Annotated in this window: 13 protein-coding genes; all 13 read left to right on the top strand. The window is 67.0% G+C overall.

The window, feature by feature from the left end; all coding sequences use genetic code 11:
- The first annotated feature begins 1 nt into the window (after window position 1).
- The 13 genes from NON00_RS01130 to trbF all read left to right on the top strand — a co-directional run bounded on the left by NON00_RS01130 (window position 2) and on the right by trbF (window position 13,511).
- On the top strand, window positions 2-778 hold the full coding sequence (locus NON00_RS01130; protein WP_256016668.1) for a lytic transglycosylase domain-containing protein: 777 nt from the start codon (window positions 2-4) through the stop codon (window positions 776-778).
- Between the two features lie 244 nt (window positions 779-1,022).
- Complete coding sequence (locus tag NON00_RS01135; protein WP_256016671.1) at window positions 1,023-2,759, top strand: VirD2 family relaxase/mobilization nuclease; 1,737 nt, start codon at window positions 1,023-1,025, stop codon at window positions 2,757-2,759.
- Window positions 2,760-2,787: 28 nt separating this feature from the next.
- Entirely contained in the window at window positions 2,788-4,782 is a 1,995-nt protein-coding gene (locus tag NON00_RS01140; RefSeq protein ID WP_256016673.1) for a conjugal transfer protein TraG, read from the top strand.
- A gap of 7 nt (window positions 4,783-4,789) precedes the next feature.
- Window positions 4,790-5,224, top strand: coding sequence for a ribbon-helix-helix domain-containing protein (locus tag NON00_RS01145; RefSeq protein WP_256016675.1), 435 nt, complete (start codon window positions 4,790-4,792; stop codon window positions 5,222-5,224).
- 51 nt (window positions 5,225-5,275) lie between these two features.
- Window positions 5,276-5,998 carry a hypothetical protein gene (locus tag NON00_RS01150; protein WP_256016678.1) on the top strand — a complete coding sequence of 241 codons (723 nt, stop codon included), beginning with the start codon at window positions 5,276-5,278 and terminating at the stop codon, window positions 5,996-5,998.
- 318 nt (window positions 5,999-6,316) lie between these two features.
- On the top strand, window positions 6,317-7,252 hold the full coding sequence (trbB, locus tag NON00_RS01155) for a P-type conjugative transfer ATPase TrbB (RefSeq protein ID WP_305123143.1): 936 nt from the start codon (window positions 6,317-6,319) through the stop codon (window positions 7,250-7,252).
- Entirely contained in the window at window positions 7,249-7,581 is a 333-nt protein-coding gene (locus NON00_RS01160; protein WP_256016682.1) for a TrbC/VirB2 family protein, read from the top strand. The genes trbB and NON00_RS01160 overlap by 4 nt, the downstream gene beginning before the upstream one ends.
- Window positions 7,581-7,862 carry a VirB3 family type IV secretion system protein gene (locus tag NON00_RS01165; protein WP_008125099.1) on the top strand — a complete coding sequence of 94 codons (282 nt, stop codon included), beginning with the start codon at window positions 7,581-7,583 and terminating at the stop codon, window positions 7,860-7,862. Before NON00_RS01160 ends, NON00_RS01165 begins: the two co-directional genes overlap by 1 nt.
- Window positions 7,863-7,871: 9 nt before the next feature.
- Entirely contained in the window at window positions 7,872-10,310 is a 2,439-nt protein-coding gene (trbE, locus tag NON00_RS01170; RefSeq protein ID WP_256016685.1) for a conjugal transfer protein TrbE, read from the top strand.
- Entirely contained in the window at window positions 10,307-11,071 is a 765-nt protein-coding gene (gene trbJ, locus NON00_RS01175) for a P-type conjugative transfer protein TrbJ (RefSeq protein ID WP_256016687.1), read from the top strand. Before trbE ends, trbJ begins: the two co-directional genes overlap by 4 nt.
- A gap of 10 nt (window positions 11,072-11,081) precedes the next feature.
- A complete protein-coding gene (gene trbK-alt / locus NON00_RS01180; protein ID WP_256016690.1) occupies window positions 11,082-11,468 on the top strand; it encodes a putative entry exclusion protein TrbK-alt in 387 nt (128 codons plus the stop codon).
- Between the two features lie 4 nt (window positions 11,469-11,472).
- Complete coding sequence (trbL, locus tag NON00_RS01185; RefSeq protein WP_256016692.1) at window positions 11,473-12,828, top strand: P-type conjugative transfer protein TrbL; 1,356 nt, start codon at window positions 11,473-11,475, stop codon at window positions 12,826-12,828.
- Window positions 12,828-13,511 carry a conjugal transfer protein TrbF gene (gene trbF, locus NON00_RS01190; protein ID WP_256016695.1) on the top strand — a complete coding sequence of 228 codons (684 nt, stop codon included), beginning with the start codon at window positions 12,828-12,830 and terminating at the stop codon, window positions 13,509-13,511. Before trbL ends, trbF begins: the two co-directional genes overlap by 1 nt.
- Window positions 13,512-13,513 lie beyond the last annotated feature (2 nt).

Consider the following 13,513-nt stretch of genomic DNA (forward strand, 5'->3'; position numbering starts at 1 on the left):
GGTGCGCGGCCCGCATCGATCGCAGCATCATCGGAGCGGCACGGACAAGTCCCGTGCCGCCTCCCGGCTGCTCCTCCTTCTCTTTTCCGGCCTGCCGATCGCCGCTTCGCCAATGTCGCCGGCGCAGGCTCAGACCGTGCCGCCGGTTCCGGCCGAGGCGAGCACCCAACTCGCCGGCTTCGTGAGCGAGGCCTCGCAGCGGTTTGGCGTTCCGGTCGCCTGGATTCGCGCGCTCATGCGTGTCGAAAGCGCCAACGACGCGCGCGCCGTCTCGCCCAAGGGCGCGATGGGCCTGATGCAGATCATGCCCGACACCTGGGCCTATCTGCGCACCCGCTATCGCCTTGGCAGCGATCCGTTCGATCCCCGCGACAACATCATCGCGGGAACGGCCTATATGCGCGAACTCTACGATCGCTACGGCGCGCCGGGCTTTCTCGCCGCCTACAATGCCGGACCCGGACGGTACGACGACTACCTCGCGAACGGCCGCGCGTTGCCGGCCGAGACGCGCGCCTATGTCGCCCAGCTCACGCCCCTTGTCGGCGGCGAAGCGTCTCCGGCCATCGTCACTGTTGCTGCTGCCGATCCGCTGGCGTGGACGCGCGCACCGCTCTTCATCGGCGCCTCTGATCGCGGTCCGGGCGCAGATCCGGTACGGGCCGATGCGCGGGCGCGTGACGGCGACACCGCGGCGACACCACGTGATGCGGCGGCCGATGCGAACCCGACTGGCGGCCTGTTCGTCTCCCGCCGGGAGCCTGCAGGCCCGCGATGACTGTCTCACCCGTCCATCGCAGCGTGGCGAACCCCAGCGCAGTGTGGAGGGCGTTGGGAGGGAGGACCGGAAACACAACCGCACGATGGCAGGATAAAGGGGCGCGATGTGCGCCTTGGTTCGGTTGTGCTTTTTCAAGGGGTTATGGCGCGATTTCGCGAGGTGCGCCTGATCGGCGCAGCCTGCGCATCGGCGCATCCTCAAGCAGAATCATCGCGTTGGCGCGATGTGCGGAGCGTCGGGCATGACCGACGAGCACGATTTTCGCATCCGGCCAGGCCGCATCCGCTCGACCAGCGCGCAGCGGGCGCGGCCCTTCATCGCCCAGGCGCTCGCGGCCGCTCAGCGCGCCGGCGGCAGCGTCTCCCGGCAAGGGAAGATCGGGTCGGGCGCGCGGTCCCGGTTCGGGCGCGGACAGCGCGCCTCGATCCAGGCGAACCGCCTCATCACCGCGCGCTCGCGCGGTGCGGTCATCAAGGCGCGCGTCGTCCGTCATGGCGCGCGGTCCGCGCCGCTCTCGACGCATCTCGATTATCTCCGCCGCGATGGCGTCACCCGCGACGGGGAGAAGGCCCGGCTGTTCGGTCCGGGCGGGGATGACGTCGACGCCAAGAACTTTGCGGAGCGGTCCGAGGAAGACCGCCACCATTTCCGCTTCATCGTCTCGCCGGACGACGCGCTGGAAATGTCCGATCTCAAGGGCTTCACCCGTGAGCTGGTCGGCCAGATGGAGAAGGACCTCGGCACGCGGCTCGAATGGGTCGCGGTCGATCACTGGAACACCGAGCATCCGCATGTCCATCTGATCGTCCGCGGCGTGCGCGACGACGGCGAGAACCTGGTCATCTCGCGCGACTATATAAAGGAGGGCATGCGCGATCGGGCGCGCGACCTGATCACCCAGGAGCTGGGGCCGCGCACCGATCAGGAGATCCGGCGGACGCTGGAGCGCCAGATCGACGCCGACCGCTGGACCAACCTCGATCGCCAGCTCGCCCGCGATGCCTATCGCACCGGCGTCATCGATCTCACCCCGCATCCCGATCAACAGCCCGACGAGTTCCATGCGCTGAAGATCGGACGGCTGCGTAGGCTCGAAGGGCTCGGGCTCGCTGACGAGATCGGGCCGGGACAATGGACCATTTCGAACAAAGCCGAGGCGACCCTGCGCGAGCTCGGCGAGCGCGGCGACATCATCAAACGCATCCACCACGGTCTGACCGAGCGCGGCATCGAGCGTGGCGCGGCGAGCTATGTGCTCGCGTCCGAGAGCCTCAGCGATCCGGTGATCGGGCGTCTGGTCGCCCGCGGCCTCGACGACGAGTTGAAGGGCACGGCCTTCGCCGTCGTCGACGGCGTCGACGGCCGCACCCATCACATCAAGCTGCCCGATCTCGATGCGGCCGGCGACAGCGCGCCGGGCTCGATCGTTGAGCTTCGGAAGTTCGATGACGCGCGCGGCCAGCGCCGCGTGGCGATCGCGGTGCGCTCCGACCTCGACATCGAGCGGCAGGTCACCGCGACTGGCGCCACCTGGCTCGACCGGCAGAATATCGCCCGCGAGCCGGCAGCTCTCGGCGGCGGCTTCGGCGCCGAGGTGCGTGACGCCATGGACCGGCGAGCCGAGCATCTTGTTGGCCAGGGCCTCGCCGAACACCAAAAGCGTGGCGTCAGTTTCCAGCCCGGCCTGGTCGACACGCTGCGACGTCGCGAACTCGAGGCGGTTGCCCAGCGCATCGCCGCTGAGACCGGACGGCCGCAGGTCAAGCCGGAGTCCGGCGAATATGTCACCGGCACCTACCAGCGGCGGCTGAACCTCGCGAGTGGCCGCTTCGCCATGATCGACGACGGGCTCGGCTTCAGCCTCGTGCCCTGGACGCCATCAATCGAGAAGCAGCTCGGCCGTCACGTCTCCGGCGTCTCCCGGAGCGACGGCGGCGTCGACTGGAGCTTCGGCCGCCAGAGGGGGCTCGGCCTGTGATCACCATCCCAAGCGAAAGGACCTCGCCATGTCCGCTACCAAGATCCTCTGGGGCCAGATCCTCACGGTCTTTGCCATCGTCCTGTTGACGACCTGGGGCGCCACGCAGTGGACAGCCTACCGTCTCGGCTTCCAGCCCCAGCTCGGACCGCCCTGGTTCATGCTCGGTCATTGGCCGATCTACTATCCGTGGTCCTTCTTCCCCTGGTGGTATTTCTACGACGCCTACGCGCCGCCGATCTTCGTCGAGGGCGCCTATATCGCGGCGTCCGGCGGCTTCATCTCAATCGCCGTCGCCATCGGCATGTCGGTCTGGCGAGCCCGCGAGGCGAAGAATGCCGAGACCTTCGGCTCGGCGCGCTGGGCCCGCCATGACGAAGTGCGCGGCGCCGGCCTGCTCGGCGAGGACGGCGTGGTGCTCGGCAAGTTCGACCACGCCTATCTCCGGCACGACGGGCCTGAGCATGTGCTGTGCTTCGCGCCGACCCGGTCCGGCAAGGGCGTCGGCCTCGTCGTGCCGTCGCTGCTCACCTGGCCTGGCTCGGCGATCGTCCACGACATCAAGGGCGAGAACTGGACGCTGACCGCAGGCTTCCGCGCCCGCCATGGCCGCGTGCTCCTCTTCGACCCGACCAACGCGAAGTCGGCCGCCTACAATCCGCTGCTCGAGGTGCGCCGCGGCGAATGGGAGGTCCGCGACGTGCAGAACATCGCCGACATCCTGGTCGATCCGGAAGGCAGCCTCGAAAAGCGAAACCACTGGGAGAAGACCAGCCACGCGCTGCTGGTCGGCGCGATCCTGCATGTGCTCTATGCCGAGGAGGACAAGACGCTCGCCGGCGTCGCCGCCTTCCTCTCCGATCCGAAGCGGCCGATCGAATCCACCTTGGCGGCGATGATGAAGACCGCCCATCTCGGGGAGAGCGGACCGCATCCGGTAATCGCGTCGGCCGCCCGCGAGCTGCTCAACAAATCCGACAACGAACGCTCCGGCGTGCTCTCGACCGCCATGTCATTCCTCGGCCTCTATCGCGATCCCGTCGTAGCCGAGGTGACGCGCCGCTGCGACTGGCGCATCGCCGACATCGTTGGTGCCAAGCAGCCGACCAGCCTTTACCTGGTCGTGCCGCCGTCGGACATTGCCCGGACCAAGCCGCTCATCCGCCTCATCCTCAATCAGATCGGCCGGCGTCTGACCGAGGATCTCAAGGCCAAGGGCAACCGGCATCGGCTGCTGCTGATGCTCGACGAGTTCCCGGCGCTCGGCCGGCTCGACTTCTTCGAATCCGCGCTCGCCTTCATGGCGGGCTATGGGTTGAAGGCGTTCCTGATCGCGCAGTCGCTGAACCAGATCGAGAAGGCCTACGGGCCGAACAACTCGATCCTCGACAACTGCCATGTCCGCGTCAGCTTCGCGACCAACGACGAACGGACCGCCAAGCGCGTCTCCGACGCACTCGGGACCGCGACCGAGATGCGCGCCATGCGCAACTATGCCGGCCATCGGCTCTCGCCGTGGCTCGGTCACCTGATGGTGTCGCGCTCGGAAACCGCGAGGCCGCTGCTCACGCCCGGCGAGATCATGCAGCTCCCGCCCGCCGACGAGATCGTCATGGTCGCGGGCACGCCGCCGATCCGCGCGAAGAAGGCGCGCTACTACGAGGATCGCCGCTTCAAGGATCGGATCACGGCGCCGCCGGCGGTCACCAGGCCGACGCAGCCGGGAATGGACGATTGGAGCCGTCTACCACTTCCAGCCCGGCCGGCGAGCGCGGTGTCGCCAGGCGCGGCTGTCATCGAGGATGGTGGTGACGAAGATCCGACCGGATCGGAACGTCGCTACCAACCGGAGCTGGAACGCGCCGCGCCGGTCGAGAAGAAGGCGCCGATCGAGAACGAGTTCGACGGCGGATTCGACGACGAGGCCGATGACGACGCGGCCCGGATCAGCCGCGCCAACCAGATCATGCAGGGCGTGGCGCGTCAGGTCTCGCTCGACCCGAACGACGGCATGGAGCTGTGAGGCGCCCATGGCCAATCCATCGAAGAAGCAGCGCCTGTCGGTCTATCTCGAACCCGAGGTCATGAAGGCGCTCGCTGCCCATGCGGCCCGGCGCGATCAATCTCGCTCGCTGATCGCCGAGGCGGCAATCGCATCCTTCCTCTCCCCGGATGCTGCCGAGCGCCAAGAAGCGGCGACGACCAAGCGCCTCGACCAGCTCGACCGTCGCATGACCCGAATGGAGCGGGACGTCGGCATCTCGATCGAGATGCTCGCCGTGTTCGTGCGGTTCTGGCTGACCACCAACCCGCCGCTGCCCGAGCCCGCGCAGGCGGCAGCACGCGCCCAGGCGGGTGAGCGTTACGACGCGTTCGTCGCAGCGGTCGGCCGCAGGCTCGCCAAGGGTCCTAAGCTCCGGCAGGAGATTTCCGAAGACATTAACGCGGTGAGCGGCGACAACTGACGGATATGCTAATAGTACCCCAGCAACGCCGTAGAATGGAGACTTACAGCATTGTCGATCCACATTTCCCATGACCAGAAATCGGGGCGTTGGTCCTTTTCTTATAGTCGCCATCTATTCGTCGCCGTCGGCATGGTGTTCCTGGCCGGCGGCATAGCGGCGCTTGCCGGGCCTTGGTGGCTACCCATCGCTGCGTTCGTTTTCGGAAAGATCGACGTCAAGATCGACTCGTCTGCCAACTATTGGGTAGCGGCTATCCTGATCGTAGTCGGCCTATCAATCCTGGCATTCAAATTCTTCGTGCTCGATAAATGGGCGCACCGTCTGGCAATCGACAAAGAGACGATCGCCCGATCCCCTCCGGCAGCGCGGGAAGTGAAACGCTATTTCGATGATCTTCTAGACGACCACTCTTATCGCTCGAGTTTCGATACGCACTTCTATCGCGCGTACAATCAGTTCTCGGACGCTGCTAACGCTCTCCAAGACACAAAAACGGCGGCTCTCTTCAATACGTTTTCCACCGATGCAATGGCGTTACACCATTTTGTCGCACCGAATTTCTTCGTGTTCCCCGACAACCAAGGGCCCAATCCGGACTACCGGTATTGCTTAGCCCCACACATGAACATCGACCGGGACATGGTCTCCTCCGAGGTGAAGAAGGTTGAGCAGTACGACGAGTTGAAACGCGAACTCGCCGAGCGCGTCGCACAAGCTCGGCAATCCTACGACGCTTTTGTCCGTCGACTTAAGAAGCTTGGACATATCTAGCGGCCCTGACGTTAGTCGCAAGTTCGCCTGGGCCGGCGCGTCTTGGTCTGACGCGACGCTAGGAGTCCCCAGGACAGCGATCCCGCGCGCGACGCGCAATAAGCAGTGATTGCGGCGACTCAAGTATTCGGCGATTCCGCCGAACGCCTGTCTTTGTACGCCACGGCACGACAAGCAAAACAACCTGTTGCCGAAGACCATTTTCCGGTTCTCTTAATCATCCCCGATCCAGGGACGGCCTGACGCGGTCCCGCCAAGAACGGGGACAACGTGGCCGTCTATTCCGAGAAATCTGAGGCGATACTTCGCGGAGCCCGCATGCTGCGGACCGCGCTCGGCCCTGCCATCACTGGGTTTCTCGCTGAGGCCGGCGTCGTCGAGGTGATGCTCAACCCTGACGGCCGTCTCTGGATCGACCGGCTTTCGGAAGGCCTTTCCGACACGGGGCAGCGGCTCTCGGCGGCCGATGGCGAGCGCATCGTACGCCTGGTTGCCCACCATGTCGGCGCCGAGGTCCACGCGGGCAATCCGCGCGTCTCGGCCGAGCTGCCGGAAACGGGAGAGCGGTTCGAGGGCCTGCTGCCGCCCGTGGTGGCCGCACCGGCCTTCGCGATCCGCAAGCCTGCGGTGGCCGTTTTCACGCTGCAGGACTATGTCGCCGCCGGCACCATGACGGTCGAGCAGGCCGAGATCCTGCGCCAGGCGGTCGCCGACCGCCGCAACATCCTCGTCGCCGGCGGCACCTCCACCGGCAAGACGACGCTGACCAACGCGCTGCTCGCTGAGGTCGCGAAGACCTCCGACCGCGTGGTGCTGATCGAGGACACCCGGGAACTGCAATGCGCCGCGCCGAACCTGGTCGCCATGCGGACCAAGGACGGCGTGGCGACGCTCTCCGATCTCGTCCGCTCGTCGCTGCGCCTTCGGCCAGACCGCATTCCGATCGGCGAGGTGCGCGGCGCCGAGGCGCTCGACCTGCTCAAGGCCTGGGGCACCGGCCACCCGGGCGGGATCGGCACCATCCACGCCGGCACCGCGCTCGGCGCGCTGCGGCGCCTCGAGCAACTTATCCAGGAAGCCGTCATCACCGTCCCGCGCGCGCTGATCGCCGAGACGATCGATCTCGTCGCGGTCCTCTCGGGCCGCGGTTCGACCAGGCGCCTGGCCGAACTCGGTCGCGTCGAGGGGCTTAGCCCTGACGGCGACTACCGCGTCCGCCCCGCAACCGAGCCCCCCGAAGGAGAACCCGCATGATCCGCCGTACCCTGCATTTTCGTCGCCATGTAGCGACAACCGCATCCGTCATCCTGGCCAGTGTGCTGCTGGCCCCGGCCGCCCACGCCTCCGGCTCCTCGATGCCGTGGGAAGCACCGCTGCAATCGATCCTCGAATCGATCGAGGGGCCGGTCGCCAAGATCATCGCGGTGATCATCATCATCGTCACCGGTCTGACGCTTGCCTTCGGCGATACCTCGGGTGGCTTCCGCCGCCTGATCCAGATCGTCTTCGGCCTGTCGATCGCCTTCGCTGCGTCGAGCTTCTTCCTGTCCTTCTTCTCGTTCGGCGGCGGAGCGCTCGTCTGATGGCGGGCCTAATCGAGAGCGGCGGCGACGTGCCGGGCTACACCGTCCCGGTCCACCGGGCTTTGACCGAGCACATCCTGCTCGGCGGCGCGCCTCGAGCAATTGCCATCCTCAACGGCACACTCGCTGCCGCTCTCGGTCTCGGTCTGCGCCTCTGGCTGGTCGGCCTTGGTCTTTGGGCAATCGGCCATTTCGCCGCCGTCTGGGCGGCCAAGCGCGACCCGCAATTCGTCGACGTTGGTCGCCGGCATCTCCGCATCCCCGGTCACCTGAACGTCTGAGGCGCGCCTATGCTGAACCTTGCCGAATACCGCCGCACCTCAAACCGTCTCGCGGATTTCCTGCCATGGGCGGCGCTGGTCGCTCCCGGCGTGGTCCTCAACAAGGACGGCTCGTTTCAGCGTAGCGCGCGCTTCCGCGGACCCGACCTGGACTCCTCCGTGCAGGCCGAGCTGGTTGCCGTCGCGGGTCGGCTCAACAGCGCCTTCCGCCGACTCGGTAGCGGCTGGGCGATCTTCGTCGAAGCGCAACGCCACGCCGTCGGCGCCTATCCGGCGAGCCGATTTCCCGATGCGGCTTCGGCCATGGTCGATGCCGAGCGGAAGGCCGACTTCGAAGAGGACGCCGTCCACTACGAGTCGAGCTACTTCCTGACGTTCACCTTCCTGCCGCCGGCCGAGGATGCCGCGCGCGCCGAGAGCTGGCTTTACGAAGGCAAGGCCGAGCGAGGCGTCGACGCCTGGGAGGCGCTGCGCGGCTTCGTCGACCGCACCGATCGCATCCTGCAGCTCGTCGAAGCCTTCATGCCGGAGTGCGGGTGGCTCGATGATGTCGAGACCCTGACCTATCTGCACTCGACCGTCTCGGCGAAGCGCTACCGCGTGCGCGTTCCCGAGACGCCGATGTATCTCGACGCGCTGGTCGCCGATCAGCCGCTGACTGGTGGCCTCGAGCCGCGCCTTGCCGAGGCCCATCTGCGCATTCTGACGATCGTCGGATTTCCGACCGCGACGACGCCCGGCATCCTCGACGATCTCAACCGTCTCGCCTTTCCCTACCGCTGGTCGACGCGGGCGATCCTGCTCGACAAGACCGACGCCACCAAGCTCCTAACCAAGATCCGGAGGCAGTGGTTCTCCAAGCGCAAGTCGATCGCCGCGATCCTCAAGGAGGTGATGACCAACGAGGCGAGCGCCCTGGTCGATACCGATGCCGCTAACAAGGCTGCGGATACCGACCTGGCCCTGCAGGAACTCGGCGCAGACTATGCTGGCCAGGCCTATGTCACCGCGACGATCGCCGTCTGGGACAACGATCCCCGCGTCGCCTCGGAGAAGCTCCGTCTCGTCGAGAAGGTGATCCAGGGCCGCGACTTCACCGCGATGCCCGAGACGATCAACGCGGTCGACGCTTGGCTCGGATCGCTGCCCGGCCACGTCTACGCCAATGTCCGTCAGCCGCCGATCTCGACGCTCAATCTCGCCCACATGATCCCGCTTTCGGCGGTGTGGGCGGGGCCGGAACGGGATGAGCACTTTGGTGCGCCCCCCTTGCTCTACGGCAAGACCGAAGGGTCCACCCCGTTCCGGTTCTCCATCCATGTCGGCGACGTCGGCCACACCCTGGTGGTCGGCCCGACCGGCGCGGGCAAGTCCGTGCTGCTGGCGCTGATGGCGCTGCAGTTTCGCCGTTACGCCGGCGCGCAGGTCTTCGCCTTCGACTTCGGTGGTTCGATCCGCGCCGCCGCCATCGCCATGGGCGGCGACTGGCACGACCTCGGCGGCGGCCTCTCCGAGGGCTCGGCCGACAGCGTCGCGCTTCAGCCGCTCTCCCGGATCGACGAGGCGGCCGAACGCGCCTGGGCCGCCGACTGGATCGTCGCGATCCTGATGCGCGAAAGCGTGCAGGTGACGCCCGAGGTCAAGGAACTGATCTGGACGGCGCTGTCGTCGCTGGCGAGCGCGCCCGTTGCCGAGCGCACCATGACTGGCCTGTCGGTGCTGCTGCAGTCGAACGACCTGAAGCAGGCGCTGCGCCCATATTGCGTCGGCGGACCCTATGGCCGGCTGCTCGACGCCGAGAGCGAGCATCTCGGCGTCGCCACCGTCCAGGCCTTCGAAACGGAAGGCCTGATCGGGACGGCCGCGGCCCCGGCGGTGCTCTCCTATCTCTTCCACCGCATCGAGGACCGCCTGAACGGCGAGCCGACGCTCATCATCGTCGACGAAGGCTGGCTTGCCCTCGACGACGAGGGCTTCGCCGGCCAGCTCCGCGAGTGGCTGAAGACGCTGCGCAAGAAGAACGCCAGCGTCGTCTTCGCCACCCAATCGCTCTCCGACATCGACGGCTCGGCAATCGCGCCCGCCATCATCGAGAGCTGCCAGACCCGGCTCCTGCTGCCGAACGAACGGGCGATCGAGCCGCAGATCACCGCGATCTACCGGCGCTTCGGCCTCAACGACCGGCAGATCGAGATCCTCGCGAGGGCCATGCCCAAGCGCGACTATTACTGCCAAAGCCGCCGCGGCAACCGGCTGTTCGAGTTGGGCCTCGCCGATGTCGCGCTCGCGCTCTGCGCGGCGTCCTCCAAGACTGATCAGGCCGCCATCGACCGCATCGTCGCTGAACACGGGCGAGATGGCTTCCTCGCGGCGTGGCTGCGCCATCGCGGTGTCGACTGGGCGGCCGACCTCATTCCCAACCTCACCAACCTGGAGAGCCAGCCATGAAAATGCGTGTCCCTCGCGCGGCGCTCGCTGCCGCCATTCTCGCCGCGCCGCTGTCGGTGTCGCCCGTGCTGATCGCGCCGGCCTCGGCCCAGTGGATCGTTTATGATCCCACCAACTATGCGCAGAACCTGCTGTCGGCGACCCGCGCGCTGCAGCAGATCAACAACCAGATCACGTCGCTTCAGAATGAAGCGACGATGCTGATCAACCAGGCGCGAAACCTCACGAGCCTGCCGTTCTCCTCGCTCCAGCAGCTTCAGCAGTCGGTTCAGCGGACCCAGCAGCTCCTCGGCGAGGCTCAACGCATCGCCTACAACGTCCAGAACATCGACCAGGCCTTCCGCACGAACTACGGGGCCGGAAGTGCCTCGATGAACGCGTCAGACCAGCAACTCTTGGCCCAAGCGAAGGAACGCTGGAACAACACGGTGTCGGGACTCCAAGACGCGATGCGCGTCCAGGCTGGCGTCGTCGGCAACATCGACACCAACCGCACGCAGATGTCGGCGCTGGTCGGCCAGAGTCAGGGCGCGACCGGGGCCTTGCAGGCGACGCAGGCGGGCAACCAGCTTCTCGCGCTGCAGGCCCAGCAGCTCGCCGATCTCACCGCCGTCGTCTCCGCCAACGGTCGGGCCCAGGCGCTTGCCGAGGCGGAGCGCTCAGCCGCCGCCGAGCAGGGCCGCGAGCAGCGCCGCCGCTTCCTGACGCCGGGCGTCGGATACCAGCCCGGCAACGCGCAGATGTTCCTGGGCAGCAACTGAGGGCGCGGCGATGGACGGAAAGATCCTGGCTCGCATCGGCGCCATCGGCTTCGTGACCTTCGCGATCACGGCGACGGCGATCGAACTTTCCCGCAAGGACGAGCCCCGGCTCTACCGAAGCGTCGCCGCGGCAACCGAAACGGGCGTCGACCCGCTGAAGACCGAGCTGCGGCGCTGCCGGCAGCTTGGGGAAGCCGGCACCCGTGATCCCGCCTGCCTTCAGGCTTGGGCGGATAACCGCGACCGCTTCCTGAAGCCGTCGCAGGCCCTGCAGCCGCAGCCGGCTCCGCAGGCGCCCGGCCCGCAGGGTCAGCCGCAGAACCCTCCGGCCGCCCGCGACCCCGCCGCCAACGAGACCGCGCCAGCGATCGACTCCCACATGAACGAGGCGCGTTGAAACCATGGGCGGCACCGGCGTCATCGACCATTTCCTGGAGGTCTTCACCCGCTACATCGACAGCGGCTTCGGCCTTCTCAGCGGCGAAGTGGCTTTCATCGCCACCACGCTGATCGTGATCGACGTGACGCTCGCCGCCTTGTTCTGGAGTTGGGGCGCCGACGACGACATCATGGCGCGCCTCGTCAAGAAGACGCTGTTCGTCGGCGTCTTCGCCTACCTGTTTGGCAATTGGAACAACCTAGCCCGCATCATCTTCGAGAGCTTCGCGGGCCTCGGCCTCAAGGCGTCGGGGACCGGCTTCACAATCGCGGACATGATGAGACCCGGAAAGGTCGCCCAGACCGGCCTCGATGCCGGGCGGCCGCTGCTCGATTCTATCTCCGATCTCATGGGCTATTGGAGCTTCTTCGAGAACTTCATTCAGATCGCGGTGATGCTGCTCGCCTGGGCACTGGTGCTGCTCGCCTTCTTCATCCTCGCCATCCAGCTTTTCGTCACCCTGATCGAATTCAAGCTGACGACGCTCGCCGGCTTCGTGCTCATTCCCTTCGGTCTCTTTGGCAAGAGCGCTTTCATGGCCGAGCGCGTGCTCGGCAACGTCATCTCCTCCGGCATCAAGGTGCTGGTCCTCGGCGTCATCATCGGCATCGGATCTAGCCTCTTCTCCGAGTTCACCGCCGGCTTCGGCGGCCGCACACCGACGATCGACGAGGCGATGGCGATCGTGCTCGCGGCACTGACCTTGCTCGGCCTCGGCATCTTTGGCCCCGGCATCGCCAACGGCCTCGTGTCCGGAGGCCCGCAGCTCGGCGCCGGCGCTGCGGTCGGAACCGGGCTTGCCGCAGGTGGCATGGTCGCGGCCGGAGCTGCCACAGTCGGCGCTGTCGCTTCCGGAGGTTCGGCGCTCGCAGGAGGCGCCGCGGCCGCCGCCCGCGGAGGCGCTGCCCTCGCGGGCGGAGCTTCCACCGCATACAGCCTGGGCGCTGCAGGGCAGACGGGCGCCTCGGGCGTGGTTAGCGGCCTAGGCGGCGTCGCCCGGGCCGCCGGTTCCGCTGCCACATCGCCGCTTCGGCGCGCGGCCGAGCGCGCGTCGAGCATGCGCTCCAGCTTCGCCGATGGAGCCCGGTCCGCCTTCGAGTCGACCGGGGGCTCCTCGACCATGGGCACCGTTGGCGAAGCGGCGAACGATGCCGCACCGAGCCCTGCCGGTGGCGGCGATCAACCGCCTGCCTGGGCCCGCCGCATGAAGCGCTCGCAACAGATGAGCCACGCAGTCTCGACCACCGTCCATGCGGTGCGCAGCGGCGACAGCCACGGCGGCGGCTCCCCCATCAATCTTTCCGAAGGTGACCGCTGATGTTTCGACGACCCTCGACGCACTATGGAAAAGCTCCCGAACCCGAAACGCCGTACCAGCGCGCCGCCCAGGTCTGGGACGACCGCATCGGCTCGGCCCGCGTGCAGGCGCGCAACTGGCGCTATATGGCCTTCGGCTCGCTCTTCCTGTCGGCGGGGTTCGCGGCCGCGCTGGTTTGGCAGTCAGCGCGCGGCACCGTCGTTCCGTGGGTCGTTCAGACCGACCGGCTCGGCCAGGCGCAGGCGATAGCCCCAGCGACGCCAGACTACCAGCCGACCGACCCGCAGATCGCATTCCACCTCGCGCGCTTCATCGAGCAGGTTCGCTCGATCCCGGCGGACGCGATCATCGTTCGCCAGAACTGGCTGCGCGCCTACGACTTCACGACGGACCGGGGAGCGGCCGCGCTCAACGATTATGCGCGCTCGAACGATCCCTTCACCAAGGTCGGCCGCCAGCAGATCGCGGTAGACGTTTCCAGCGTGATCCGCGCCTCTCCCGACAGCTTCCGGGTCGCATGGACCGAGCGCCGCTACGAGAACGGCCAGCTCGCCGAAACGACCCGATGGACGGCGATCCTTACCATCGTCGTCCAGATTCCGCGCAACGCCGACCGGCTGCGCGCAAATCCGCTGGGGATCTACGTCAACGCAATTTCATGGTCACGGGAGCTGGGGCAATGACG

This window comes from Roseomonas sp. GC11 (genome assembly GCF_024437745.1).
GTDB lineage: Bacteria > Pseudomonadota > Alphaproteobacteria > Acetobacterales > Acetobacteraceae > Pseudoroseomonas.

Bases quoted from the DNA above. Each gene is read 5' to 3' on its own strand.
- trbF (WP_256016695.1), top strand. From the start codon at position 12,828: ATGTTTCGACGACCCTCGACGCACTATGGAAAAGCTCCCGAACCCGAA.
- trbJ (WP_256016687.1), top strand. From the start codon at position 10,307: ATGAAAATGCGTGTCCCTCGCGCGGCGCTCGCTGCCGCCATTCTCGCC.
- NON00_RS01165 (WP_008125099.1), top strand. From the start codon at position 7,581: ATGGCGGGCCTAATCGAGAGCGGCGGCGACGTGCCGGGCTACACCGTC.
- NON00_RS01140 (WP_256016673.1), top strand. From the start codon at position 2,788: ATGTCCGCTACCAAGATCCTCTGGGGCCAGATCCTCACGGTCTTTGCC.
- trbB (WP_305123143.1), top strand. From the start codon at position 6,317: ATGCTGCGGACCGCGCTCGGCCCTGCCATCACTGGGTTTCTCGCTGAG.
- NON00_RS01160 (WP_256016682.1), top strand. From the start codon at position 7,249: ATGATCCGCCGTACCCTGCATTTTCGTCGCCATGTAGCGACAACCGCA.
- NON00_RS01145 (WP_256016675.1), top strand. From the start codon at position 4,790: ATGGCCAATCCATCGAAGAAGCAGCGCCTGTCGGTCTATCTCGAACCC.
- NON00_RS01135 (WP_256016671.1), top strand. From the start codon at position 1,023: ATGACCGACGAGCACGATTTTCGCATCCGGCCAGGCCGCATCCGCTCG.
- trbE (WP_256016685.1), top strand. From the start codon at position 7,872: ATGCTGAACCTTGCCGAATACCGCCGCACCTCAAACCGTCTCGCGGAT.
- trbL (WP_256016692.1), top strand. From the start codon at position 11,473: ATGGGCGGCACCGGCGTCATCGACCATTTCCTGGAGGTCTTCACCCGC.
- trbK-alt (WP_256016690.1), top strand. From the start codon at position 11,082: ATGGACGGAAAGATCCTGGCTCGCATCGGCGCCATCGGCTTCGTGACC.